The sequence below is a fragment of the Pseudomonas sp. genome (assembly GCF_030683065.1).
GTDB lineage: Bacteria > Pseudomonadota > Gammaproteobacteria > Pseudomonadales > Pseudomonadaceae > Aquipseudomonas.
Window position 1 is genome coordinate 1 of record NZ_JAUXMX010000012.1, and the last position, 24,193, is coordinate 24,193.

Genomic DNA, 24,193 nt, shown 5'->3' on the forward strand with positions numbered 1-24,193 from the left:
TATATGGACTCCCCCCGTTTTGCCAGTGATACGCTCTTCAAACGAACCTAGGTACGACTGCTTCCGTATATCCGGCTTCTAATTAAGGCATTAGGTGCCTTGAGCCATAATGAAAATCCGCTCATGTGCTCCTGATCGGGCTAGCGGCCTTGGTAATCAGAGGGCCTCCGGATTAGTCAGGTTCTACACATGCCGGCTCGACCGGTTCGTCATCACTGCATGTCACTGTGCAATCGTGGTGGATCTACTGCTCAACGTGTTGCGGGTTATGCCGGTTGTGGCGCTCGGTCGGGCTGGTAGTTTTCTCCCCGGCTGAGGATCGCCCAGACAATTCGGGCATTCTTGTTCGCCAGGGCAACCGTGGCGATGTTCATGTTGCGTCGACACAGCAACTGTTGCAGCCACTCGCTGCGTCGATCCTCTTTGTTCTGGCAATGCCTGAGCACCGCTCGGGCACCGTGAATCAGCAGGGTGCGCAAGTAGGTATCCCCCTGCTTGTTGATCGAGCCCAGACGCTCCTTACCGCCGCTGGAGTGCTGGCGCGGCACCAGCCCTAGCCACGCTGCAAATTGCCGGGCATTGCTGAACTGCCGAGCGTCGCCGACAGCCGATACAATCGCTGTAGCCGAGATAGGCCCTATACCTTCGACCTCCAACAGTCGTTTCACCCGCTCATCCTCTCGTGACTGGCGCTGGATCATGCCGTCGAGACGAGACAGGTGCGCATCGCGTTCGTCCAGTTCATCTTGCAGGCCTGACAACAGTTCACGCATCTGACCTGGCAAGCCATTTTCTGCGTCCTCCATGGCTGTCTGGATCAGCCTACGAGTGGCTGCAGTCCCGCGCTGTACCGCAATCAGACCAAACTCTCCCAGCAGGCCGCGGATCTCGTTGACCAGTGCCGTACGCGCCCTGATCAACCTGCTTCTGATTCGATGCAGCGCCTGACTGGCTTGCTGTTCGGCACTCTTCACCTCGACATAACGCATGGTCGGTCGACTGGCTGCCTCACAAATCGCCTCGGCATCATTGGCGTCGTTCTTGCCGCTCTTCACGTAGGGCTTAACGAATTGCGGCGCAATCAACCGCACCTCATGCCCCAGCGTGCGCAGTTCGCGTGCCCAGTAATGAGCGCTGCCACACGCTTCCATCGCGACCAGGCAGGGTTCGCACTGGCGGAAAAAATCCAGCATTTGGGCCCGCTTGAGCTGTTTGCGGCAGACCACTTGCTCATGACTGTCAACGCCATGAACCTGGAACACCTGCTTTGCCAAATCGACACCAATTCGCTTAAATTTCATGGTGACTCCTCCCTTCGTGACTTTTGTTTTGACAACTCTAGTCTGGCGCATAGACGCCGTAGGAGGGGGGAGTCCATTTCATTGGGCTACGAGAATTGGGTAGGAAGGATGACGTCTTTTTCATCCACCCCTGTTATTGGTGGACGGGGCGGGCCGCGCAGGCAAGCGTCACCCACCCTACAATCCCGCAGACCTCGCCCATGGCCATGGGCTCTAGGCACTCACGTTGCCCGGCGCACGCCGCTGCAGCTGCTCGAACAGGCTGTCCACCGCCACGGCCAACAGGCCGATCAGAATCGCGCCCTGCAGGATGAACGCCGTATTGCCGGTCACCAGGCCCGAGATCACCGGATCACCGAGGGTACTGGCACCGATGGTGGAGCCGATGGCAGCAGTGGCGATACTGATGGTCACCGAGGTGCGGATGCCGGCCAAAATGACGTTCAACGCCAGCGGCAACTCCACCTGCCAGAGCACTTGCAACGGCGCCATGCCCATGCCGCGCGCGGCCTCGATTACCGCCGGATCAATGCCGCGCAGGCCCGCCAGGCTGTTGCGCAGGATCGGCAACAGGCCATAGAGCATCAGGGCAAACAAGGTTGGCCCATTGCCGAAGCCGAGCGTCGGCACCGCCAGGGCCAGCACCGCCACCGGCGGTATGGTTTGGCCGATCGAGGCGACTTGGTTGACCAGCGGCAGAAAATCCTCGCCCCACGGTCGGGTCACCGCAATCGCCGCGCCTACCCCGACCAGGCTAGCGACGCTGGCTGCCAGCGCCACCAGCAGCAGATGACTGGCGAGCAGATCGATAAAGGCGGCGCGACCGTAGATCACCGTACGGCTGTTCGGCTCGATCAGGCGAAACAGCCCGTCCAGTTCAGACAAACCCAGCGTCGCCGCCAGCAACAAGGCCAGCCACAGCAGCGGTTGCCAGGTGCCGCGTAGCGCTGCGCACTTGCTCACCGAGGCTGACTCATCAGTGCATCCAGCTGCAACACACCGACCTGCAGGCCTTGCTCATCGACCACCGGCAGGCTGCTGCAGCGCTGCCAGAGCATCAGCGATAACGCCTGGCGCAGGTTGTCCGTGGCGTTGATGCAGGGGCCAGCGGCGGGTACGGCAGACGTCGCCAACGCCTGCATCAGACTATCGACGCGCAAGAGCCCGGCCTGTTTCAGGCCGCGCTCCTGGCCGCCGAGCAGGTTCTCGACGAAGGCATTGACCGGCCTGGCCAGCAGCGCCTGCGGGCTGTCTTGCTGCACGATCCGCCCCTTGTCCATCACCACGATACGGTTGGCCAACTTCAACGCTTCGTCCATGTCATGGGTGACGAAAACGATGGTTTTGCGCACGTGCGCCTGGATGCGCAACAGCTCGTTCTGCAGGCTCTCGCGGGTGATCGGGTCGAGTGCGCCGAAGGGCTCATCCATCAGCAGAATCTCTGGATCGCCAGCCAGGGCGCGCGCCACCCCGACCCGCTGCGCCTGGCCGCCCGACAGCTGATGGGGATACTTGCCCGCGAACTCGGCCGGCGCCAGCTCAAGCAGTTGCAGCAGCTCCTCGACGCGCTGACGGATGCGTGCGGCCGACCACCCAAGCAGACGCGGCACCACGGCGATGTTGCGCGCCACCGTCCAGTGCGGAAACAGGCCGGTGCTCTGGATCGCGTAGCCGATGCCGCGCCGCAGCTGTTGCGGGTCAATCTGCTCAATGTCCTGGCCCGAGATACGGATGCTGCCGGCCGAATGTGCGCTCAGCCGATTGATCATGCGCAAGGTGGTCGACTTGCCGCAGCCTGACGTGCCGACCAGCACGCACAGCTCGCCGGTTTGCACGGTCAGGGAGATGTCGTCCACCGCCCGGGTCTGACCAAACAACTTACTGACATTACGCAGCTCGATCATTGCCTCACTCCAGCGGAAAAGCGTGCGGCCAGCAGACTGAACAGGCCGTCCGCCAGCAACGCCAGGACGATGATGGGCAAGGCGCCGAGGATGATCAGATCCATCGCTGCCTGCCCCAGGCCCTGGAAGATAAAAGTGCCAAAACCGCCCGCGCCGATCAGCGCAGCGACTGCCGTCAGGCCGATCGCCTGAATACTGGTGACCCGCACGCCCTCGATGATCAGCGGCATGGCCAGCGGCAGACGGACCTGGAAGAAAACCTGGACAGGACTCATGCCCATGCCGCGCGCAGACTCGATCACGCAGGCCTCGACCGCCTGCAGGGCGACGCAGGTATTGCGCACGATCGGCAGCAGGCTGTAGGCGATCAGGGCGAGCAGCGCCGGCGCCCAGCCGATACCGCGAATATTCAGCTGCTGCAACACAGGGAACTGTGCCGACAGGTAACTCAGCGGCGCGATCAGCAGGCCGAAGAGCGCCAGGCTGGGGATGGTCTGGATAAAACTCAGCAGGCCGATACTGCTCTTTTGCGCCCCTGGGTAACGCTGCAGCAACAGGGCGATGGCAGCGCCGAACAGCAGACTGCACCCCACCGCCCCGCCCACCAGGCTCAGGTGGCTGTACAAGGCAGCAGCGAACTGGCTGCGACGCGACTGGTATTCACGCAGCAACGCCAGCGGCTCCAGCCACTCCTGCTGGATCAACGCCCACAGCAGCATAATCAGAACGGCAACAATCCCGAGTAACCAGGCGCGCGACAGGCGCAGGCGCTGCTGCAACTCGATCAATAGCAGCCCGAGCAAAAACAGCAGACTCCAGCAACCCGCACCTATACCAACCCGCGCGTAAGGCATATCCGCATCTATATGGCGCTCGATGCTCCAGGCCAGGCCAAGGGGGACTAGCAGTAACAGCAGCCACACAATCGCCAGGATCAGCCAGTAGCCCGATCGTTGCCGCCGCAGCGCCAGCAGCGCGCTGGCCAGCAGCAACCCCGTGAGCAGCAGCGCCCAGGCTGGGCCCAATGCCGCCAATAGCCCCAGCGCGTTTCCCGGGGCGATACGGTTGGGCTGAATCGTGACGAAATCCAGACTCCACAACAGCGCCAGCGCCAGTAGCGCCAGCACCGGGATGACCCTATTGCTCGGCAGTGGCAGGCTCATGCCGGCATCATTGGCCCAGGCTATCGAGGAATGTCGCAGCCACTTGCGCCGGCTCCGCGCCCTGCACCGCCACCTCGCCATTGAGGCGTTGCAGGGTCTGCAGGTCCAGGGCGGCGAAGATTGGTTGAAGAATCTCGCCGATCTGCGGGTAGGCCTCGAGCACATCTGCGCGCACCACAGGCGCCGGCTGATAGACCGGCTGCACGCCACGGGTGTCTTCCAGCACCAGCAGGTCGAGAGCGCTCAAGCCGCCATCGGTGCCGTAGGTCATGGCGGCGTTGACGCCATTGGTCTGCAAGGACGCAGCGCGAATGGTCGCCGCGGTATTGCCACCAGCGAGGACCAGCAACTGCTCGGACGCAAGGTTGAAGCCATAGGCTGCCTGGAACGCCGGGAGTGCCGTAGGCGACTCGACGAACTCGGCGCTGGCGGCGAATTTAAAGGCGCCGCCGTCCGCCAGGTAACGGGCCAGATCGTCCAGGGTCTTCAGGCCATGGGCGCGGGCCAGGTCGCCGCGCACACTCATGGCCCAGGTGTTATTGGCGTTGGCCGGCTGCAGCCAGACCAGTTGGTTGGCCTCGAAGTCCAGCGCTTTGACTTTGGCATAGCTCTGCTCGGCGTCTTTCCACAGGCCACTGTCGGCGCTGTCGAAAAAGAATGCGCCATTGCCGGTGTACTCCGGGTAGATGCCGACCTCACCGGCGATCAGGGCACTGCGCACGATATGGGTGGCGCCAAGCTGGGTGCGATCTTCAACCGGCACCCCGCCACGCTTCAGCGCCTGATAGATCAACTGCCCCAACACCGCACCCTCAGTATCGATCTTGGAGGCAACCACTACGTTTGGCTGCGCCTGTGCAGCACCCAGTGCGCCCCACAACGCCAGCAGCGAAAGTACACGACCCAGTTGTTTGCCCAAAAAAGACATGAGTGACCACCCTGTTAACGAAACGGCTTTAAAAACTCGACTCGGCAATCCTGCCGACCTGCACCTAAGGTTAACTGGCTTCCCGTTAATAGGCTGCGAAAAAACCACCTGCGCGGCCATTACTGGGTTGCAAGGAGCTTCGAGTGCGAACTCGGCAGGGGTGAAACTATCGAGCGCCGTCGCGCGAAGCTCTGCAATGTCAGCAGCGGCCGCAGTGGGTGAGCGTCGCCGGCCTGTAGGCCAACACCGCGGGTACGCAACGGCAGGACACGTAGTAACATCCGCTCGAAGCGCCAGGGGGGCAACAATACCCATGCCCGCTCATTCGTAACCGCCAGGTATGTTCAGCGGTGCCTGTTCAGTGCTACTAATCAGCCTGCACTGCAGCAGGAGTGCCAACTGAGGAGCGTAGATGACCCCGAGACGACTGTACCTTGGCCTTTGTATGCTGTTGTGCATGAACACCCAGGCTGCCGAACAAAAGGCGCTGAACATCAGCGTTGGCGACTGGCCGCCTTACCTGTCTGCCGACATGAAACACAACGGGGTGATTGCTCACCTGATCAGTGACCTGTTCGCCGACGAAGGCTATGACGTCCGCTTTCAGTTCCTGCCCTGGCCACGCGCCTACTCAGCCGCCGCCACTGGACGGTTTGACGCCACCGCCGTGTGGATGCACAAAGCCGAGCGAGAAGCCGACTTTTACTTCAGTGCACCGTTGTTGGACGAGCAATTCGTGTTCTTCCATCTCAAGAGTTTCCCCTTCGACTGGCGTCGCTTCGATGACCTCACCGGCATGACCCTTGGTGGCGGCCTGGAATACAGCTACGGCCCGCAGTTCGACGAGTTTCTTGCCCAGAACACAGTCAACATAGAACGTGTCTCCACGGACATGCAGAACTTTGAAAAGCTGCTCAAAGAACGCGTCGTGCTCTATCCACAAGAGATGAATGTGGGCTATGCCGCCCTACGCAGTCACTTCAGCGCTGAAAACCAGGCCAAGATCACCCACCACCCAAAGCCGCTGCTGATCAACCGCAGCTACCTGATGCTGCCGAAAAGCCTGGAGGGCAGCCCGGCGCTGATGGCGCGCTTTAACAAGCGCCTGGCGGATTACCGCGAGACGGGCCGCTATGAACGCTATTTCACCGACTTGCATGAGGGGAAATACCAGCTGGAACCAACGCCACCCTTGAGCAGTGACTATTAATCAGGCTTGCTGATCGACGTATCTCAGGAGACCGTGTACGTGGACAACAATAAAAACGGCATGCACTGGGCAGTTAAACACCGCCTGTTCTGGTCAGGACACCGTCAATAATGACCCGACTTTTACGGCGCGGCCTGCTTGCCGGTTACTTGCTGTTTTCGAACGTAGCAGCAATCGCCGAACCGGGCCTGAGCGACCATGAAGTGCGTATCGCTATGGTCAACGCGCAAAGCGGCCCAGCGGCGGCCCTGGGTTTGGGCATGCTCAGCGGGGCTCAGGCGTACTTTGATCGCATCAATGCCGAGGGCGGCGTGCATGGTCGGCGCATCTCCCTGCTTAGCCTGGACGATGGCTATGAGCCAAGCCGCACAGCAGCGCATACCAAGCGCTTATTGAAAACGCAGCAGGTCTTTGCCCTGCTCGGCTACGTGGGCACCCCAACTTCACGCGCCGCCCTGCCGCTGGCCATGGAGGCGCAGGTGCCTTACCTGTTCCCGTTTACCGGCGCCGAATTTTTGCGTACGCCGATAAAGCCTTGGGTGTTCACTATCCGTGCGTCCTATATCGAGGAAACCGAGCAGTTGGTTGAACGCGTGACCCAGGACCTCAAACTGAGCAAGATCGCCATCCTGATGCAGAACGACTCGTTCGGCGAGTCGGTCAAAGGCGGCCTTAACGGCGCCCTGGTCAAGCGCGGCCTGAAGATTCATGCACAGGCGCACATCCAGCGCAACTCACTGGACGTGGCGGCGGCCATCGACGCCTTGCAGCGCACGCAACCTGAAGCGGTGTTCTTTGTCGGCACCTACAGGCAACTGGCGGTGGCGATCAAGCAGGCGAAAGCGCAGGGCTTCAACACGCGGTTTATGAGCGTGTCGTTTATCGGCACCTCAGGGTTTATCCGCGAGGCCGGCAGTGACAGCGACGGGGTCTATATCACCCAGGTCGTGCCCTCCCCGCACGATACCTCGCGCCCACTGGTACGGGCCTATCAGGCCGACATGCAGTCCGGCGACGTTGATCACGCCTCGCTTGAGGGATATATCGGCGCGGTAGTCTTTACCCAGGCGCTGCGCGAGGCCGGCCATGCGCTGACTCGGGAGACGTTCCTCGACGCGCTGGAGCACCTCGATACAGACCTCGGTGGCTTCCGGGTGGCGTTCTCACGCAGGCGTCATCAGGGTTCCAGCGCGGTATTTCTTACCCGCATCGAGAATGGCCAGGCTGTACCCGTCACGGCCATGCGCTAGCGCCCGGCCAGTTGCCCCTGCAACACATCGGCCAGCGGCAACGCCACGCCGAGGCGACTGAGATTCCAGTAGTGCCCCTCCAGCGTGCGATTGATCAGCAAGGTGGCCGGCGCCGGCTGCAGGCTACCCAGCGCGCCCAATACATCGGGCAACAGCCGTTGCACCTGTTCATGCAGCGGCGTGGCGGCAAAATCCCAATGTACCCCAGGCTGCAACAGCGGCCCGAGCAAGCCATGCAGCTGACGGTACAAACCGTAGGGTGTGGTGGATTGCGGTTGCCGTGTGCCAAGCGCCTGAAACGCCTGTTCCAGCAGTTCTCCATCGCGCGCCTGCAGCGCCTGGTAGGTTTGCACATAGGCGTCAAGCAACGCAGGCGACATCGCGCGTACGCAACCGAAGTCATACACCACCAGCTCGCCAGCGGGGGTGTAGGCAAAGTTGCCTGGATGCGGATCGGCATGCAGCAAGCCCAGCTCGAAGGCCTGGGCACTCAGCCAGCGCACCAAGGTCAAGGCCAAGCGCTCACGCACCTCGGCACTGGCTTGACCGACATCGGCAAAGGGCAAGCCGGGCTCTTCGCTCAACGCCAGTACGCCCGGACGACACAGGTCTTCCTGCGGCTGCGGCAACCGCAGCCCTGGCCAATCAGCAAAGTGCGCACGATAGTGCTGCAGGCGACGCATCTCCGCCGGGTAATCCAGCTCCGCGTCGATCACCGCAACCAGCTCTTGATAAACCCCTTCCAGCTGTGCGGCCGGCGCGCGAAACAGGCGCCCGAGCGGCAGCAGGCGACGCAACTGGCGCAGGTCCGCCACACATATCTCGGCGATACCGGGGTACTGCACCTTGAGTACCAGCGCCCGGCCATCCAGCGCCACCGCGCGATGCACCTGACCGAGTGAGGCCGCCGCGAACGGCTGCTCCTCGATGCTCTGAAAGAACCGGCTCAGGTCGTCACCATATGCTTGCTGCAAATGGCCTTGCAGAGCACTGAACGGCAGCGCCGGCACCCGGTTTTGCAGTTTACTCAAGGCCTGCGCCACCGGCTCTGGTAGCACGCCCTGCCATTGCGACGCCATCTGACCAAGCTTGAGCACCGGGCCTTTCATCTCACCCAGTACATCGCTCAGTAAATCGCCAACCGGCTGCCAATCGATAGCCGACCGCCCAAAAGTCAGACGCTGCCCGAGCAGACCGCCACCGATACGAGCAGCTGTGCCCGCAAGTTTGAAAAAGCGCCCGAGGGCGGAAGCTGCAGGAGGAGTAATCGGGGGCTTGGCCATGGGTAATGCTCGTCAGAACCAACGGTAATCATGCGCCTGCCGAGGAGCAGTTACCAACGGTCAATCCTGTTAGCCGGGATAACAGAGCGGCAGCACCCTGCACTACCGGGTGTTCCAGAACCGCTGCATTTCGACGAAGAGGAATGACGCACTCCAGGTAATCAGCACCAACCCGGTGAGTGATTCGATGCCGGTGAGAAAACGCAGATCACCGTGCGGCTGGATATCACCGAAGCCCAGGGTGGTGAAGATCGTGAAGGAAAAATACACCGCATCCATATAACTGCCGTTGAAATTGCCTTCCAGGTAACCCCAGCCATCGGCGCGGTGCATCAGGTAGTAGGCGATGGCAAATATCCACACCTCGACCGCATGAGCCAGCAGAGCACCACCAACCCCCAGCACGATGCGAAAGCGATGGCGGACCTTAATGCGCGGCAACAGCAGGGTCAGCCGAAACAGGAACTCATAGTGAATGACGACGACGGTTATCACGATCAGGGTATTGACTAAAAATACGAGGGCCACTGGTAATCCTGCTGTGAATGGTAGGCGGCCTAATCGCTGCATGTGTCCGGCAATGCTGACACCCAGCCCTTAGGGTATAGGCCCGGCCAGAAAATCCTGCAGCAGTACCTGATACTGCGGCGACTCGCGCTGGCGCTCTATTTCGTCCCAGATGGCCTTGGCCATAATCGGATGAGCGCCGACGTAGGCATTCGATAGCATCAGGTAATAGGCCTTCTCCTCGAGCGGCAACTTGACCTTCTCGATGGTTGCTGCCAACTGCGGATGAGCCTGCAGGAGAAAGTCACCACGCAGGCTTTGCAGCGCGGCAGCCTGCACCCGACCATGGCGAAGCATCTGCAGCAGTGCCAGAGGATCACGGCTGGTTTCATCCACCTCGGCGCCATGTTCGCGAATGAAGTCGACGATGGAGAAACCGCTCAGCGAGCCGATGCGACCATCGAGCTGACGGAACTCCCTGCCGTTCCAGCCCACCTGGCTATCCTTGCGCCGGTACAGGGCATAGATCGAGGTATGCAGGCGCTTGCGCTCATCCAGCCGACCATCGGTATCCATCGGGTAGCGGCCGATAGCCAGACGCTCGGCCTTGTAACTGGAGGCGAAAGCACCGTCATAAGTCCCGCGCTCAAGGCCGGCGAGACATCGGCTCCAGGGCACCGCAACGAACTCGAAACGCAGCCCCAGCGCTTGCTCGACCAGACCGAGCAACTGCAGGTTGAGGCCGCTCCCGTCGTTCATCACCCAGGGGTAGGAATCCTGATCCTCGTAGCACAGTTTAAGCGCCGGGCCGCCCACTGGAACGGCCGCCGCTGCTGGCAGCACGCCCGAGAGTAGATAAACCAGGACAACACCGAGAAGTGCCTTGGCCACTGCGTGATGCTCCATCAGCGTAACGAGAATTGCCGGCCCCGAGCATCAGGGGACCTTGAGATGTGGCAAGTATAGGTTTAACCATGGCAGCGCAATATTGCCGTAAATCAATCGCTGCGAGCGACCACCGCAAAGCGCCGGTCCAGCCCGCTGTAGCCCATGCCCACGCCCTTGTGCACTTTCAGCTGCACCGGTATCCGCTCCTTCATCGCTTCCACGTGGCTGATCACGCCGATCATCTTGCCGCTGGCATTCAGGCTGTCGAGGGCATCCAGGGCGATTTCCAGGGTTTCGCCGTCCAGAGTGCCAAAGCCTTCGTCGAGGAACAGCGAGTCGATGCTGGTCTTGTGGCTGACCAGATCCGACAGCGCCAACGCCAGGGCCAGGCTGACCAGGAAGCTTTCGCCGCCGGACAGGGTCTTGGTGTCGCGCGCGACATCGGCCTGCCAGGTGTCGATCACTTCCAGTTCTAACTCGCCGCTGCTGCGCCGCGCCAACTGGTAGCGGCCGTGCAGGCGTGCAAGTTGCTGATTGGCCAGGTAGACCAGGTGATCGAGGGTCAGGCCCTGGGCGAACTTGCGGTACTTGGCGCCGTCGGCCGAGCCGATCAGGCTGTTGAGTTGCTGCCAGAGGTCATACTCGACCTGCTTGGCGGAAATCTCGGCGAACAAACTCTGAAGATTCTGCCGCCGCGCATCGTCACCCTGCAGTTGCGCGCGGATTTCGCCCTGGCGCTGGGTCAGGCTTTTCAACTCGGCGCCAAGCAACTGCAGGCGCGCGTCGATCTGTTCGCGTTCAAGTTCGCTGGCTGGCGTGGCCTGCAAGGCGGCCAACTGCTGGTCAGCGGCGACTTTCAGCACATGAGCCTCGGCCAGTGCTTTGTCCAGGCGCTGCTTGAGCTGAGTCAATGCACTGTGCTGCTGCTCGTCGAGCCGCGCGGCCTGGAATGCCCCCTCGTCATCGAACGGGCTGGCGGCCAGAGCCGCTGCCCACTGCTGCGCTTTAGCCTGCAGGTCGCGCTGATCCTCGCTCAACCGCTGCGCCTGAGCCTGTTGAGTGCCGTGCAATTGCTGCTGACGGCTGTGCTCATGGGTGAGCTGCGCCTCGGCTTGCTGCAGGGCGGTCAGCGCATCGGTCACTGCCGCCAGTGCCGGTGGCTCGGTCTGTTGCACTGCCGCCCAGCGCTGCTGCCAGGTGCCGTGCAGTTCGCGGGCAACGTCGAGGGCGTGTTCCAGCTCGCGCTGCTCGCCCTCCAGTTGCTGACGCTGTTGCTGCGCTTGCTGCCAGCGCTGCCATTCGACTTCGCGCTCGTGCAGCCAGGCGTTGCCATCGCTCGGCACGCTATAGCCGAATGCTGCCAGCTCCCCGCTCAGGCTGCTGTCGCGTTCGCTGCGCTGGCGCTGCAGGTGCTCAAGGCGGCTGGCGATGTCAGCCAGCTGGCTGTCCTGATGCTGCAACTGCTGGCTGACCAACGCCTGCTGTTGCTGCACGGTGGCGCAGCCCTGTTCGAGTTGCTGACGCAGCGTGCGCGCGCCTTCCAGCGCGGCCTTGAAGCGGTCGAGTTGCTCAAGGCTAAGCTGGATGCTGTCCAGCTCGGCCGCCTGCTGCGCGTGGTATTCGACCAGGGCGGCAGCATCGGCCAGGCTGATGCCGAGCTGCGCGGTCAATTGTTGCCAGCGCTCGTCCTGCTCAATCTGCTCCTGCTGACTACGTTGTAGCTGGTGCCGGTGCTGTTCGAGCTGACTGACCAGGGTTGCCAGCTCACTGGCCAGGCGCTGACCGCTGCCGGTCAGGGTTTCCAGTTCGGCCTTCTTCGCCAGCAGAGTCTGCTCGGTGGCGCCGACGTCCAGCGCCTGGTAAGCGGCAATCGCCGGGTGCTCGGGGGAGCCGCACAGCGGGCAGGCTTCGCCTTCCTGCAACTGGGCGCGGTAGGTTTCCAGGGCCTGGATGCGTTGTTCCTGCGCCAGCAGTTTTTCCTGGTCGCGCACCTGTTGCTGCACCTCCTTGTAGCGCGCGCGCAGGGCCATGACCTCGGCATCCTTGGCGACGTGCTGGCCGTGCAACCCGCTCAACTTGGCGTCCAGCTGCACCTGCTGTTCTAGCCGTTGCTGGCGACTGGCAGCAAGCTGCTTGAGCTGGGCCAGCAGGCCGCTATGCTGGTGCAGCAGTTGCCAACGCTCGCGCAGGCTGGCTTCACTGCGCCCGGCCAGCAGGCCATCGAGCAGCCGCTGCTGCTCGCCTTGCGCCTGCTGCGCGTCGAGCAGGCGTGCCTGTTCAACGCTCAACCGCGCGGCCTGCTCGACCTGCTGTACCTGCAACGCCTGCATGGCTTGCACGGTCTGCTGCTGGCGGCTGCCGAGCTGGTCGATATCCACAGTCAACTGCTGGCGCACGGCCAACTGGCTGCGCCAGGCGCCCAGTTGCTCACCGAGCCGGCCATGTTGCGCCTGCTCGGCCAGACGGGTCTGCAGTTGCTCGCGCTGTTCAGCCAGGTGGTCGCGCGCCCGCTGCCGCTCGCCGAGCAGTTGCTGGCTGAACTGACGGGCCTGCCACAGGCATTCGCTGCTGCGTTGCGCGGCTTGCTGCTGCTCGGCCTGGGTCTGCTGCAAGGCCTGCTCGCTCTGGCGCACGGCCTGCTGCGCCTGCTGCCAATCGCGATGGATCGGCTGCAACCTGGCGGCCGGTTCGCTGGCGGCCAGTTGTGCCAACTGCGTCTGGGCAGCCTGCAAGTGTTCTTGCGCACGCTGCTCGGCAACGGCGGCGCTTTGCTGCTGGCTGCGCGCCTTGGCCAGCTCGTCGCGCCATTGACGTTGGCGCTGCAGTTCGGTCTGCTCGGTCTGCAGGCAGGTGTCTGCGGCGCCCAAGCGTTCGGCCTCGCCCTGCAGTTCGCTGCGTTGCTCCTCGCTCAATAGCTCGACGCCTTCGGCCCTGGCGTGCAACTGGTCGAGGGCAACCTTGACCTCGCGGGTCTGCTCGAACACGCGCTGGGAAATCTGCCCGTAGATATCGGTGCCAGTCAGCTCTTCAAGCAACTCGGCGCGCTGGTTGGCATTGGCCTCGAGGAAGGCGGCGAAACCGCCCTGGGCCAGCAGCATGGACTTGGTGAACCGCTCAAAATCAAGGCCCGTGAGGCGCTCGGTCTCGCGTAGCTTCTCGTTGATCTTGTCGGTAAGGATGCTGCCATCGGCCGCTGCCAGTTCCACCTTGGGCGCCTGCAACGCACCGTCGGCCTTGTCGCGGGCGCGGCGCTGGCTCCAGAACGCACGGTAGCGCGCACCCTTGACCTCGAACTCGACCTCGGCCAGGCAATCGCCAGTGTGCCGGGTCATCAGTTCGTTAGCGCCGGCCGACACGCTACTCATGCGCGGCGTGCGGTGGTAAAGAGCCAGGCAGATGGCGTCGAGCAGGGTGGTCTTGCCGGCACCGGTCGGCCCGGTAATGGCGAACAGGCCGTTGTCCTTGAACGGCTCGGCGGTGAAGTCGATCTTCCATTCGCCCTTCAGCGAGTTGAGGTTCTTCAGGCGCAGACTGAGAATCTTCATGCCTCGCCCTCGCGCAATTCGCCGACTACCTGGCGGTACAAGGCGAGCAAGGGCGCCTGCTGCGCAGCATCCAGGGTTTCGCTACTCAGGCGCTGGGCGAACACCTCCTCTGCGCTCAGTTCGTCCAGGGTTTCTTTGGCCTGCCCCTGTAACGCAGCCACGGCATTGCCGCGCTCACGGCGGATGCGCAGTACCTCGACCGGCAAGCCTTCACAAAGTGCGGCGATACGCAGTTGCAGGTCACTCAGGTAGTCATCGGTGCTCACCTGCACCTCCAGCCACACCGGCAGCTCATCGCGGCCCTGCTGCGCAGCCTCGGCAATCGCCTGTTGCAGTTCCTTGAGCGAGCCGCGCAACGACAGCAACGGCTGGAACCGCGGCACGGGCAAGGCAGTGACGTCACGCAAGCCGCTGCAATCCAGCTCCACCAGCAACACCTCCTTCTGCTGCCGGGCCTCGTCGAAACTCAAGGGGATCGGCGAGCCGCAGTAGCGGATATGCTCCAGACCGCCGACCTTCTGCGGCCGGTGGATATGCCCCAGGGCGATATAGGCGGCCGGCGGGAAAGCGCTGGTGGGGAAGGCTTCCAGGCTGCCGACGTAGATCTCGCGCACCGACTCGCTGGCGCTGGCGCCGACCGTGGTCAGGTGCCCGCTGGCGATGATCGGCAGCTCGCCGCCCAGCTCCGCGCGCCTGTCGAGCGCCAGGGCATAAAGCGCCTGGTAATGCTGCTGAATCGCCTGCTGCAACGACAACTGCTTGTCCTGCGCACTCTGTCCGGCCTGGCTCTGCAGCACATCGCGCGGACGGATAAAGGGGATGCCGCAGAGCAGCGCGCCGGGCGTGCCATCGCGTTTCTTGAGCACCAGCAGCTGCTCACTCAACTCCTCACAGACGCCTGGGATCACCCGGGTATCCAGTTGCGCCAGCAGGGTCTTGCTCTCGCCGAGCATGGCCACCGAATCGTGATTTCCGCCCAGCACCACCAGTTCGCAACCCGTACTGCGTAGTTCGACGATAAAGCGGTTGTACTGCTCCCGGGCATAGCTGGGCGGCGCACCGGTGTCGAAGATATCGCCGGCGATCAGCAGCGCATCGACCTCATGCACGCGCACCTGCTCGATCAGCCAGACGCAGAATGCCTGGTGTTCGGCCTGGCGAGTCTTGCCCATAAAGTGCTGGCCGAGGTGCCAGTCGGAGGTGTGAAGGATGCGCATGGGCGGGACTACCAGGCTGAGAGGCGGTGAAAAAAACAAGGAAGGGCAACCGACAAGGCGCCAGCCGATCGACTCAAAAGGTCCAATCCTTGACCACCACATGGGTCTTGACCTTCTGCATACCGGGGTAGTTTTCGATCTCCCCGCGGATCTCGCTGAAGCGCTGCATCGAGGGCGCTTCGATATACACCAGCATGTCGGTCTCGCCGCTGATGCCACTGCAGCGACGTACTTCGCTGAAGCTGCGCATGCGCTCCACGTAGTTTTCGCAGCGCCCACCGCAGTAAAACAACTCCAGGTAAGCCTTGATCCCCGCATCGGCCGGGCTTGCTATCTGGGCATGGTAGCCACTGATAATGCCGCGCTGTTCCAGTTGGCGAATGCGCTCGCTCACCGCCGAACGCGACAGGTTGACGACACGGGCAATCTGGCTCGCCGGCACACGCGCATCGGCGCGCAACAGGGCGAGGATCTGCTGATCAAACTTGTCCACTTGAGCTCTCGGGCAAAAGGCAATGTGACGGTCAATGCCGCCAGTTCGCCGGACAAAACCACCACTTCGCCAGCATCCAGCAGCAGGCGGGCGAATTATCATGGCGAACGAAACGTCAGAGCATACAACATGAGCCGCCTGAACCAAGAACTGGGCCTGCTGCAAGGCATCGGCCTGCTGAGCACCTCGCTGCTTGGCACCGGGATTTTTGTGGTCCCGGCCCTCGCTGCCACCGCAGCAGGCGAAGCCTCGTTGTGGGCCTGGATGATCCTCATCGCCCTGGTGCTGCCGATCGCCTTCACCTTCGCTCAACTGGGTCGTCACTACCCCCATGCCGGCGGTGCGCCGCACTTGATCGGCCGTGCCTTTGGCCCGCGCATGGAGCGCCTCAGCGCCCTGCTGTTCCTCGCGGTGTTGCCGGTCGGCTTGCCGGCGGCGCTGAATATCGCCAGCGGCTTCTGGCAAGCCGTGGTCGACCTGGATCGCTGGCAGATGCTGGCCATCCAGCTCGCGACCCTGGGCGCCATCCTGCTGCTCGGCCAGCGGCCAGCCAAGGCCTCCGGCATGCTGCAGGGCCTGATCGCCGTGGCCATCGTCGGCAGCGTCGGGCTGATCTGGTGGGTCGGCGACTTGCCGCTGAGCAGTCAGCCACTGCTGCCGCCCATAGCGGGCTCCTGGCACCTGCTGCCGGCCGCGCTGGGGGTGATGTTCTGGTGTTTCGTCGGTATTGAGGCCTTCACCCACATGGGCGAGGAGTTCAAGAATCCCGCGCGCGACTTCCCGCTGGCGCTGCTGTTCGGCGTACTGCTCGCCGGCTTGGTGTACTGGGCCTGTTCGGTGGCGGTGCTGAGTTTCCAGGCGTACGGCGATGTGCACAGCGACGCCGCCTCGCTGCCACGCCTGTTCGACCTGCTGCTGGGCGGGCAGGCGCGCTGGCTGATCGCGGTAGTCGGCTACCTGGCCTGCTTCGCCTCGATCAACGTCTATATCCAGGGCTTCGCCCGGCTGATCTGGAGCCTGGCCGACGAAGGCAAACTGCCGGCCCGCCTGGCCCAACGCAACCACCACGGCGTGCCCGCCCGCGCCCTGCTGCTGGTGGTCCTGAGCTGCGCCCTGTGCGTCGGCCTGGCCGGCCTGCTCAGCCTCTCGGTGGACGACCTGATCCGCTACGCCAACGGCAACTTCGTGGTCGTCTACCTGCTGAGCATGGCCGCAGGCTGGGTCTTGCTCAAAGGCATCTGGCGCTGGCTGGCCGGCTTTAGTGCGCTGCTGTGCGGCCTGGTGCTGATCATGCTTGGTAGCGATGCCGGGTATGCCCTGGGGTTGCTGGCCGTGCTGGCGCTACTCGATTACGGCCGCAGCTTGCGTTCGCGCCGCCTGCTGGGCGAAACACCACCCTCGGTCTGACAGCCTGCAGGAGATCCCCCGCCGTCCAAACGTCGAACGCCCCGGAGCGAGCCACTCGGGTAAACTGCGCGGCAATAGCCCGCATCTGCCCAACGCTTAACGCATCAAGAGACCGCCCATGCCGATCCGCCACTGCATCGTTCACCTGATCGACAAGAAACCCGATGGTACTCCCGCCGTACTGCATGCCCGCGACACCGAACTGGGTGCCTCGCAGGCCATCGAGAACATGCTCGCCGACCTCAACGAGAGCTACAACGCCAAGCAGGGCAAGGCCTGGGGCCTGTTCCACGCCGAGTCCGGCGCCTACCCGTTCAGTGGCTGGCTGAGGCATTACCTCGACGCAGGCCAGGACTTCGCTGCCTTCAGCCGCCAGGCGGTCGAGCACCTGCAGAAGCTGATGGAAGAGTCCAATCTGTCCACCGGCGGCCACGTGCTGTTCGCCCACTACCAGCAAGGCATGACCGATTACCTGGTGATCGCTCTGCTCCATCACAGCGAAGGCGTGGCGGTCAACGAGGCCCTCGATGTCACGGCGGCCAAACACCTAGACCTGAGCCAGCTGCACCTGGCGGCGCGGATCAATATTTCCGAATGGCAGAACAACGCCAACTCCAAGCAGTACATCTCCTTTATCAAGGGCAAGAACGGTAAGAAGGTCTCGGAGTACTTCCGCGACTTTATCGGCTGCCAGGAAGGCGTCGACGGTCCAGGCGAAACGCGCACCCTGCTCAAGGCCTTCAGTGACTTCGTCGAAAGCGAAGACCTGCCGGAAGAGACTGCCCGCGAGAAGACCAAGACCCTGGTCGGCTATGCCACCAGCCAGGCCAAACTGGGCGAGCCCATGACCCTGACGGAGCTCTCGGGACTGATCGACGAAGAGCGGCCCAAGGCCTTCTACGACCATATCCGCAACAAGGATTACGGCCTGTCGCCGGAAATCCCGGCGGACAAACGCACCCTCAGCCAGTTCCAGCGTTTCACCGGTCGCGCCGAAGGCTTGTCGATCAGTTTCGAGGCGCACCTGCTCGGCTCGAAAGTCGAATACGACGAAAGCACCGACACCCTGGTGATTCGCAACCTGCCGACGCAGCTGACCGATCAACTCAAACGCCGTAAAACCTAAGCATGGCCCGCCTGCCGAACAACCTACTGGATACCTGCCTGTGTGACCCTACAGCGCCCTTCGGGCAGGACCCGGCGCGGGATTTCGGCCTGGACAAATGCAGCGCCCAACAAGCCCTGGCTGAGCTGCGGCCCTGGCTCAACCACCAGCAACGCATGCTCTGGGCCAACCAGCACGATGCCATATTGCTGATCCTGCAGGGCACCGACTGCTCGGGTAAAGACGGCGTGATCCGCCGTGTATTGAACTGTATTGACCCGCAAGGCCTGCGTCTGCACAGCTTCATCAGACCCGACGCCTGTGAGCAACGTCATGATTTTCTCTGGCGTTACCAGCGCCGCCTGCCCAAGCCCGGCCTGCTTGGGGTATTCAACCGCAGCTACTACGAAGGACTGATCAGCGACCCGCAGGATGGACTGTGCAGCGTCGACGAATTGCCGGCGCGGCAACAGGCCATCGCGGCACTCGAAAGCCAGTGGCCGCAGCAGCATCTGCATCCATTGAAATGCTTCCTGCATATTTCCAAGACTGAGCAGCATCAGCGCCTTAGCGAGCGGCTTGAGAAACCCCACAAGCGCTGGAAGCTGCATGCCAGCGACCTGCAAAGTTATCGCCACTATGAACTGCGCCAGCAGCGCTGGACCGAGCAGTTGCGCGCCACGCACAACGCCGCGGCGCCTTGGTATGTGATCCCTGCGGATCACCGCTGGCTGCGCGACTGGCTGGTGGCCAGCCTGCTGGCTCGTGAACTGGAGCGCCTGCAACTGGACTGGCCGGCTAACCCGCCGCCTTTCAGTCTGGATGATCTGGGGCCAACATGAGACTCGCCGCGATTGCACTGCTGCTGGGTGTGAGCGGCATGGCCCAAGCCGTACCGGTGCAGGCCCTGCATCCGGACGAAGTGCGTTTTGTCACCGCCAATGCGGAATTCACCCTGCTGCATGAGATGGGCCATCTGCTGATCAGCGAGCTGCAACTGCCGGTACTGGGCCGCGAAGAGGATGCCGCCGACCAGCTGGGCTTTATGGGCCTGTTCCTGCTCCATGAACGCCAGCGCGATGCCGACTTCTACGCCAAGCTGCTCGATGTAGCCGACTACTGGCGCCTGGAATGGCAGCGACAAAACCCCGCCGCCCCTGAAGTGCACGAATGGGACAGCCACGCCCTGGATGCCCAGCGCTTCTACAACCTGGCCTGCCTGGCCTATGGCAGCGACCCCAGGCAACTGGAGTGGATCATCCAGATGACCGGGCTGCCGGATGAGCGCGCCTTCTACTGTCAGGACGAATACCAGCAGGTCGAACATGCGGTGAACTGGATTCGTCAGCACTTCGCCCGCAAGGCCGGTGAGCCTGCAGGTCATCGCTTGCGGGTGGAGTATCAGACGCCACCGCAGCACCTGCCAGGCGCCACCGAACTACTGGACAAGGTACGCGCCTCCGGCGAGCTGGAAGCCATTGCCGAACGAGCGAGCAACACCTTCGCCCTGCCCCGCGACCTGAAGCTGATCGTCGCTTCATGCGGCGAGGCCAACGCCTGGTACAACCGCATCAGCGGCGAGCTGACCCTGTGCTACGAGCGCATCCTCTACTTCCGCGAACTGGCCCTTGAACTACCCAGGCTGCGTCAGCAGTCGGTAGCAGGCGAGCAGCCCACCCCCTGACGGCTTGGCCCATTAACTCACGCGGCCTTGATGGCAAAACCCATCCGCGGAAAGTGCACGTGCACGGTGCCGGCGCGAGGGTCTTCGCGGCGCAGGATCAGCTCCTCACGTCCCGAATAGATCAGCTCGCCTTCCACCGCGTCGACGCCGTAGTCGATGGCGGCTATGGCGACGCGCTGGCCCGGTTCGAAACCATTAGGATCGCTGACAGCATCATCCGGCAAAGCCGCCGGGGTCGCGTCACGGGCAATCGCCACGGCCTCTTCGCCAGTCATCGCGCTGTGCGCACCATGACCGAAGCCCAGCACCCGACCGAGCCAGGCCGCCACTGCCGGATAGTCGTCAACCAGCGGCGCGGTGACCGGAGTGCCGCGCAGGAACCACAGCGAATGGGCCATGGCAAAGTCGGCCAGCGACGGTTCGCCAAACAGGAAGTCGCCCTGCTCGCGCTCCAACTGCTGCTGCAAACGGCTCATCAGCACCGGCCATTGGTGCTTGGCCTGCTCCAGCGGCAGGCGGCTGGCACTGCCACCACTGAACAACCCGGCACGGTCAGCCAGGAAGCCCTTGATCGCATCAGGCGGCAGTGTACCGAAGCGTATGGCCACCGATTCCGGTTGGAATACCAGGCTCACCGCATGCTGAAATACCAGCGCATCGGCCCACTGCGCAAGGTTGGCGACATTGAACTCCTGGCCTTCGGGAAACAGCGCCGGGGTGGCTTTTTCCGCTTCCAGGCGCCGGGCGATCAGTGCAGTGTCGCAGTAGATGTCGGCACCCACCTGCAGCACCGGGGTCTTGCGGTAGCCGCCGGTCAAGGCGGTCAGGTCCGGTTTTGGCATCACCGCGGGGATCAGCACCGAGCGCCAGGACAGTTGCTTGAAGCCCAGCATCAGGCGTGCCTTTTCGGCAAACGGCGAGGTTGGGTAATGGTGCAGGATCAACTCGTGCATGACAGGCTCCGCAACTATTAAGGAAGCAGCCAGCTTACCTGTGCAGTCCACCGCGGCCTACCCGCTCAGCTTGATAGTTCGCCATCACCTATAACGATAAGACTGCCGCCGGCCACCAGCACTTCCTTGGCCGGCTTGCCCAGGCGCTTGATCGCCCGCTCCCGGCGCAAGGCATCGCCCTTGCCCGCACAGGCTTCGATATAAACCAGCGCCGTCGCCGGGCTGGAATAGAAGAAGCGCGCGCCTTTGCCGCTCTGGTGCTGGGCAAAGCGCCGCTGCGGGTTATCGCTGATGCCGCAGTACAGCGCGCCATTCTGCGTCCGTACCAGGTAGACGAACCAGGCTTTGTCCGTAGTTTCAGTCATCGCCGACAGCGCCCACACACAGCTTCAAGCCAACCACTCACGCGCCGTGCGCCACAGGCAGATGCCGACGAAATAAGCGGAGGCCAGCCCCCAGATCGCCAGCAACCAGGTCTGATTGAGTGGGTACTGCGCAATCAGCAAGGCGCAGGCCAGCATCCACAGCAGGGTGACGCCGATATTCAGCGGCATGAATTGCTTGACCCGAAACGGATGGAGGAACTTCATCTTGGTCAGGGTCAGACCCGACAACAGCAGGATGGTGGCGAGACTCAACCAGGGATCAAAATCCAGCAAGTAGAGATAGACAATCACCACGTTCCACGCCGCCGGAAAGCCGACGAAGTAGTTGTCCTTGCTCTTCATATTGAGGTTACAGAAGCAGAACAACGACGACAGCAGAATCACCCCAACCGACAGCAGCAGGGTGTATTCGGGCAGGGGAATGAAGCGATAGACGAAGATCGCCGGGATGAACACGTAGGTGAGGTAGTCGATCACCAGGTCCAGGGTCGAGCCATCGAAGTGCGGCAACACCACCTTGACGTCGAACTTGCGGGCCAGGGTGCCATCCAGGCCGTCCACCAACAGCGCCAAACCCAACCAGAGCAGGCAAATTTGTGGTTGGCCATCCAGTACAGCCAGCAGGGCCAACAACGCCAGAATCACCCCACTGGCGGTGACGGCGTGCACGCTCCAGGCCTTGGCTTCACTTACAGACAACGACATTACACTCATAATCGGGCTTCCTGGCTGGCTCATTTCTGACCGTTGAAGGACAACTGTTCTCAGCGAGACCGCGTTCTGCAGCGGTCGCCTCTTCAACGAATAGTCCAAGTTTACAACGTGTGCCCGAAGCCACTGGTAATTCAGACCCAAGAGCCGGCCGTTACGTTCGCTGTTGCGGCCAAAAAAGCTGCCGCCACAGGGCTATCGAGCAGCCCTGAACTGCGCCAAACCCTTGGCCGCCTGGCGGCGAATAGCGCTCTGCACCGGCGGCGCCCAGCCCAACAACACCCCCTTGGCACCCAAGGCCTGACGCGCCCAGCGCCACAGCCCGAAATGGTCGTGATGCTCGACGATCTTGCCATCGCGAAAGATGAAGTGCGCATCGATGCGATTAACCACCGTATTGCCCGTTTGGCTGAACAGGTAGGTAGCCACCCACTGGGCGCTGCCCTGCCGTTCGTCGGCCTGGACATTACTGAAGGTCAGCGAGAAATTCTGCGCCCGCGCCGTCAGCATCCGCCACATGTCCGCCGCCTCGCTACCGCGCAGATCCTCAAATACCGGGTCACTGAAGCGCACATCCTCGCCATAGCAAGCCGCCATGGTCTCGGCGTCACGCTGCTGAAAGGCCTGGTAGAAGCGCGTAATGAGTTCGGCGTTAGGGTGATTCATAGGCATGACTCCAAGGGCAGGGTTGCCCCGGCCTTACAGGCGAAGAGGCGGGTGCAGGGCGGCTGAAAACTCGTCAAAGGCCCTGCATTGCACGCGCACAATCAGCGCGCGTCGATCTGCTGCTGCAAGTTCTGGATCTGGGCTTGCATGGCGCTGATATTACGGGTCATCTGCGCGCGAAAAACATCGAACTCGGCAGTATTGCTTGTCGGTGCCGGACGATTGTCCAACTCGCTACGCAGCACCAGTAGATCCTGCTCCAGGCGACCGATTGCCTGACTCGGATTGCCGATTTTTTTCAACGCTTCGATTTCGCCACTCAGGCTTTGCAGCTGGCCGTCGAGTTTGCTCGCCCCGGCTTGTGCGGCTTTCAAGGACGCCTGCTCGGTTTGCAGCGACGCCAAGGTTTTTTTCAGCGCAGCCTGCTCGCCACCCAGGCTCTTCAGGCTACCGCCGAATTGGCTGGTAACCCCTTGCTGAGCTTTAAGGTCGGTCGCCAACTGTTCGATGCGCTTGTCCTGCCCGCCCTGCTGACCGGCCACGCTCTGCTGCTGCTTGCTCAGTTCGGCCAGCTTGCTTTCCAATTGTTTGACTTGAAGCTTGAGCGCTTCACTGCCGCTGGTGACCGTAGACTCGGTGGCCACCACCTTGCCGCTGATGTCCTGGATACGCCCGGCAGCCTCTTCGCTAATGCGCGCGAAGCTTTCCTGGGTGGCGACCAACTGCAACTCCATCAGACTGATCTGCTGAGAGCTCCACCAGCCCAGCCCACCGAGGGCGATCGTCAAGGCGCCAACCAGCGCCCACAGCGCACCGGTACTGGCGGCCCGGGACGGCGCTGCAGCGGGGCGAGACGGGGCGGATTCGGCGTGCCCCTTATCGAGACCTTCACGGTCACGCGTGTCGGTGATCAGGCTGGGCACATGATCGAGTTCATCGTGGGCATCGTTACGCATGAGTAAACCTTTAAAAACGCTGAGGACGCGAAATGCCGCTCAGTATAACGATTAGTGCGCGACGCTTCAGTGTCGCGCCAAGCGAGTGCAAGACGCACCGCGGCAGAGCGTGACACCGCATGCTGACCGGCTACAGCACGCACAATTGCTCATTATGTGAACTGGTACGCGCCTTGCAGTTGTCTATTTGCGACGCCCCCACAGCACCTGAGGTCAGGTGAGGGCGACACGCCGCACGGTTGACACCGACAGAACGAGCTTCGTGTCCTTAGGATGAGCGACGCCCAGTTCAGTCAAAACAGGGGGGAAGACACATGGAACTGAACAGAGAAGTGCTGGATTGCATGAAGAGCTTGCGCCGCAGGCTGCGTGAGGAGCTAGCGGTGGATATCCGCATGAGCCAGCCGGATGCAATCAATACGATGCTCAGCGCCTGCCTGACTTCGACCAGCGAAGAGACCCGCACGCTCGGCCAACTCCTCGCCCGGTACAGCGACCAACCGTTCAACCTCACAGCCGAGACCCCGGCACCCCGCCTGCAAGCCGGGCATCCGCTGCTGGTTGAAGAGCCACAGCCCAAGCAGGCCAGTGGTTCGCTGCGCATGTACCGCGGTCAACGGGTCTACGCCTGAGATT

General features: G+C 62.4%; 23 protein-coding genes. 7 read left to right on the forward strand and 16 right to left on the reverse strand.

Annotated elements, in window-relative coordinates; translation table 11 throughout:
• Positions 1-266: 266 nt before the first annotated feature.
• The 5 genes from Q8K09_RS02780 to Q8K09_RS02800 form a co-directional block, all read right to left on the reverse strand.
• A complete protein-coding gene (locus Q8K09_RS02780; RefSeq protein ID WP_305253498.1) occupies positions 267-1,301 on the reverse strand; it encodes an IS110 family transposase in 1,035 nt (344 codons plus the stop codon).
• A gap of 213 nt (positions 1,302-1,514) precedes the next feature.
• A complete protein-coding gene (locus Q8K09_RS02785; protein ID WP_305253499.1) occupies positions 1,515-2,264 on the reverse strand; it encodes an ABC transporter permease in 750 nt (249 codons plus the stop codon).
• Entirely contained in the window at positions 2,261-3,205 is a 945-nt protein-coding gene (locus Q8K09_RS02790; RefSeq protein ID WP_305253500.1) for an ABC transporter ATP-binding protein, read from the reverse strand. Before Q8K09_RS02790 ends, Q8K09_RS02785 begins: the two co-directional genes overlap by 4 nt.
• Positions 3,202-4,368: an ABC transporter permease gene (locus tag Q8K09_RS02795; RefSeq protein ID WP_305253501.1), complete on the reverse strand. Its 1,167-nt coding sequence runs from the start codon at positions 4,366-4,368 to the stop codon at positions 3,202-3,204. Before Q8K09_RS02795 ends, Q8K09_RS02790 begins: the two co-directional genes overlap by 4 nt.
• A gap of 7 nt (positions 4,369-4,375) precedes the next feature.
• Complete coding sequence (locus Q8K09_RS02800; RefSeq protein ID WP_305253502.1) at positions 4,376-5,296, reverse strand: ABC transporter substrate-binding protein; 921 nt, start codon at positions 5,294-5,296, stop codon at positions 4,376-4,378.
• A gap of 412 nt (positions 5,297-5,708) precedes the next feature.
• On the opposite strand from Q8K09_RS02800, the gene Q8K09_RS02805 reads away from it, so the two are divergent.
• Both Q8K09_RS02805 and Q8K09_RS02810 read left to right on the forward strand, forming a co-directional pair.
• Positions 5,709-6,506 (forward strand): ABC transporter substrate-binding protein, encoded by a 798-nt coding sequence (locus Q8K09_RS02805; protein WP_305253503.1) that lies wholly within the window; start codon positions 5,709-5,711, stop codon positions 6,504-6,506.
• A gap of 110 nt (positions 6,507-6,616) precedes the next feature.
• On the forward strand, positions 6,617-7,756 hold the full coding sequence (locus tag Q8K09_RS02810) for an ABC transporter substrate-binding protein (RefSeq protein WP_305253504.1): 1,140 nt from the start codon (positions 6,617-6,619) through the stop codon (positions 7,754-7,756).
• Here Q8K09_RS02810 and Q8K09_RS02815 read toward each other — a convergent pair.
• The 6 genes from Q8K09_RS02815 to Q8K09_RS02840 all read right to left on the reverse strand — a co-directional run bounded on the left by Q8K09_RS02815 (position 7,753) and on the right by Q8K09_RS02840 (position 15,689).
• On the reverse strand, positions 7,753-9,039 hold the full coding sequence (locus Q8K09_RS02815) for an AarF/ABC1/UbiB kinase family protein (protein ID WP_305253505.1): 1,287 nt from the start codon (positions 9,037-9,039) through the stop codon (positions 7,753-7,755). The genes Q8K09_RS02810 and Q8K09_RS02815 overlap by 4 nt on opposite strands.
• Positions 9,040-9,141: 102 nt before the next feature.
• Positions 9,142-9,609, reverse strand: a complete 468-nt coding sequence (locus tag Q8K09_RS02820; RefSeq protein WP_370869476.1) for a potassium channel family protein — start codon at positions 9,607-9,609, stop codon at positions 9,142-9,144.
• Positions 9,610-9,636: 27 nt separating this feature from the next.
• Positions 9,637-10,437, reverse strand: a complete 801-nt coding sequence (locus Q8K09_RS02825) for an ABC transporter substrate-binding protein (RefSeq protein WP_305253507.1) — start codon at positions 10,435-10,437, stop codon at positions 9,637-9,639.
• 107 nt (positions 10,438-10,544) lie between these two features.
• Positions 10,545-13,979 (reverse strand): AAA family ATPase, encoded by a 3,435-nt coding sequence (locus tag Q8K09_RS02830; RefSeq protein WP_305253508.1) that lies wholly within the window; start codon positions 13,977-13,979, stop codon positions 10,545-10,547.
• Complete coding sequence (gene sbcD, locus Q8K09_RS02835) at positions 13,976-15,196, reverse strand: exonuclease subunit SbcD (RefSeq protein WP_305253509.1); 1,221 nt, start codon at positions 15,194-15,196, stop codon at positions 13,976-13,978. The genes Q8K09_RS02830 and sbcD overlap by 4 nt, the downstream gene beginning before the upstream one ends.
• 73 nt (positions 15,197-15,269) lie before the next feature.
• A complete protein-coding gene (locus Q8K09_RS02840; protein ID WP_305253510.1) occupies positions 15,270-15,689 on the reverse strand; it encodes an Lrp/AsnC family transcriptional regulator in 420 nt (139 codons plus the stop codon).
• Between the two features lie 129 nt (positions 15,690-15,818).
• Between Q8K09_RS02840 and yjeH the strand changes: the two genes are divergently transcribed.
• From yjeH to Q8K09_RS02860, 4 genes are all read left to right on the forward strand, one after another.
• The gene (gene yjeH, locus Q8K09_RS02845) at positions 15,819-17,096 is read left to right on the forward strand and encodes an L-methionine/branched-chain amino acid transporter (protein ID WP_305253511.1); all 1,278 of its coding nucleotides are present in this window, start codon (positions 15,819-15,821) and stop codon (positions 17,094-17,096) included.
• Positions 17,097-17,214: 118 nt separating this feature from the next.
• The gene (gene yejK, locus Q8K09_RS02850) at positions 17,215-18,222 is read left to right on the forward strand and encodes a nucleoid-associated protein YejK (protein WP_305253512.1); all 1,008 of its coding nucleotides are present in this window, start codon (positions 17,215-17,217) and stop codon (positions 18,220-18,222) included.
• 2 nt (positions 18,223-18,224) lie between these two features.
• The gene (locus Q8K09_RS02855; protein ID WP_305253513.1) at positions 18,225-19,043 is read left to right on the forward strand and encodes a polyphosphate kinase 2 family protein; all 819 of its coding nucleotides are present in this window, start codon (positions 18,225-18,227) and stop codon (positions 19,041-19,043) included.
• Complete coding sequence (locus Q8K09_RS02860; RefSeq protein ID WP_370869477.1) at positions 19,040-19,885, forward strand: DUF4344 domain-containing metallopeptidase; 846 nt, start codon at positions 19,040-19,042, stop codon at positions 19,883-19,885. The genes Q8K09_RS02855 and Q8K09_RS02860 overlap by 4 nt, the downstream gene beginning before the upstream one ends.
• Before the next feature lie 17 nt (positions 19,886-19,902).
• Here Q8K09_RS02860 and Q8K09_RS02865 read toward each other — a convergent pair whose 3' ends face one another.
• The 5 genes from Q8K09_RS02865 to Q8K09_RS02885 all read right to left on the reverse strand — a co-directional run bounded on the left by Q8K09_RS02865 (position 19,903) and on the right by Q8K09_RS02885 (position 23,557).
• Positions 19,903-20,838 carry a glutathione S-transferase family protein gene (locus tag Q8K09_RS02865; protein WP_305253514.1) on the reverse strand — a complete coding sequence of 312 codons (936 nt, stop codon included), beginning with the start codon at positions 20,836-20,838 and terminating at the stop codon, positions 19,903-19,905.
• A 65-nt stretch (positions 20,839-20,903) separates the two neighbouring features.
• Entirely contained in the window at positions 20,904-21,203 is a 300-nt protein-coding gene (locus Q8K09_RS02870) for a GIY-YIG nuclease family protein (protein WP_305253515.1), read from the reverse strand.
• A gap of 24 nt (positions 21,204-21,227) precedes the next feature.
• The gene (pcsA, locus tag Q8K09_RS02875; RefSeq protein ID WP_305253516.1) at positions 21,228-21,938 is read right to left on the reverse strand and encodes a phosphatidylcholine synthase; all 711 of its coding nucleotides are present in this window, start codon (positions 21,936-21,938) and stop codon (positions 21,228-21,230) included.
• Positions 21,939-22,130: 192 nt separating this feature from the next.
• Positions 22,131-22,601, reverse strand: a complete 471-nt coding sequence (locus Q8K09_RS02880) for a nuclear transport factor 2 family protein (protein WP_305253517.1) — start codon at positions 22,599-22,601, stop codon at positions 22,131-22,133.
• A 101-nt stretch (positions 22,602-22,702) separates the two neighbouring features.
• A complete protein-coding gene (locus Q8K09_RS02885) occupies positions 22,703-23,557 on the reverse strand; it encodes an ATPase (protein WP_305253518.1) in 855 nt (284 codons plus the stop codon).
• A 314-nt stretch (positions 23,558-23,871) separates the two neighbouring features.
• On the opposite strand from Q8K09_RS02885, the gene Q8K09_RS02890 reads away from it, so the two are divergent.
• On the forward strand, positions 23,872-24,189 hold the full coding sequence (locus tag Q8K09_RS02890) for a hypothetical protein (protein WP_305253519.1): 318 nt from the start codon (positions 23,872-23,874) through the stop codon (positions 24,187-24,189).
• Positions 24,190-24,193: the final 4 nt, after the last annotated feature.

Bases quoted from the DNA above. Each gene is read 5' to 3' on its own strand.
- Q8K09_RS02780 (WP_305253498.1), bottom strand. From the start codon at position 1,301: ATGAAATTTAAGCGAATTGGTGTCGATTTGGCAAAGCAGGTGTTCCAG.
- Q8K09_RS02790 (WP_305253500.1), bottom strand. From the start codon at position 3,205: ATGATCGAGCTGCGTAATGTCAGTAAGTTGTTTGGTCAGACCCGGGCG.
- Q8K09_RS02795 (WP_305253501.1), bottom strand. From the start codon at position 4,368: ATGAGCCTGCCACTGCCGAGCAATAGGGTCATCCCGGTGCTGGCGCTA.
- Q8K09_RS02800 (WP_305253502.1), bottom strand. From the start codon at position 5,296: ATGTCTTTTTTGGGCAAACAACTGGGTCGTGTACTTTCGCTGCTGGCG.
- Q8K09_RS02805 (WP_305253503.1), top strand. From the start codon at position 5,709: ATGACCCCGAGACGACTGTACCTTGGCCTTTGTATGCTGTTGTGCATG.
- Q8K09_RS02810 (WP_305253504.1), top strand. From the start codon at position 6,617: ATGACCCGACTTTTACGGCGCGGCCTGCTTGCCGGTTACTTGCTGTTT.
- Q8K09_RS02815 (WP_305253505.1), bottom strand. From the start codon at position 9,039: ATGGCCAAGCCCCCGATTACTCCTCCTGCAGCTTCCGCCCTCGGGCGC.
- Q8K09_RS02820 (WP_370869476.1), bottom strand. From the start codon at position 9,609: ATGCAGCGATTAGGCCGCCTACCATTCACAGCAGGATTACCAGTGGCC.
- Q8K09_RS02830 (WP_305253508.1), bottom strand. From the start codon at position 13,979: ATGAAGATTCTCAGTCTGCGCCTGAAGAACCTCAACTCGCTGAAGGGC.
- sbcD (WP_305253509.1), bottom strand. From the start codon at position 15,196: ATGCGCATCCTTCACACCTCCGACTGGCACCTCGGCCAGCACTTTATG.
- yjeH (WP_305253511.1), top strand. From the start codon at position 15,819: ATGAGCCGCCTGAACCAAGAACTGGGCCTGCTGCAAGGCATCGGCCTG.
- yejK (WP_305253512.1), top strand. From the start codon at position 17,215: ATGCCGATCCGCCACTGCATCGTTCACCTGATCGACAAGAAACCCGAT.
- Q8K09_RS02855 (WP_305253513.1), top strand. From the start codon at position 18,225: ATGGCCCGCCTGCCGAACAACCTACTGGATACCTGCCTGTGTGACCCT.
- Q8K09_RS02860 (WP_370869477.1), top strand. From the start codon at position 19,040: ATGAGACTCGCCGCGATTGCACTGCTGCTGGGTGTGAGCGGCATGGCC.
- Q8K09_RS02865 (WP_305253514.1), bottom strand. From the start codon at position 20,838: ATGCACGAGTTGATCCTGCACCATTACCCAACCTCGCCGTTTGCCGAA.
- Q8K09_RS02870 (WP_305253515.1), bottom strand. From the start codon at position 21,203: ATGACTGAAACTACGGACAAAGCCTGGTTCGTCTACCTGGTACGGACG.
- pcsA (WP_305253516.1), bottom strand. From the start codon at position 21,938: ATGAGTGTAATGTCGTTGTCTGTAAGTGAAGCCAAGGCCTGGAGCGTG.
- Q8K09_RS02880 (WP_305253517.1), bottom strand. From the start codon at position 22,601: ATGAATCACCCTAACGCCGAACTCATTACGCGCTTCTACCAGGCCTTT.
- Q8K09_RS02885 (WP_305253518.1), bottom strand. From the start codon at position 23,557: ATGCGTAACGATGCCCACGATGAACTCGATCATGTGCCCAGCCTGATC.
- Q8K09_RS02890 (WP_305253519.1), top strand. From the start codon at position 23,872: ATGGAACTGAACAGAGAAGTGCTGGATTGCATGAAGAGCTTGCGCCGC.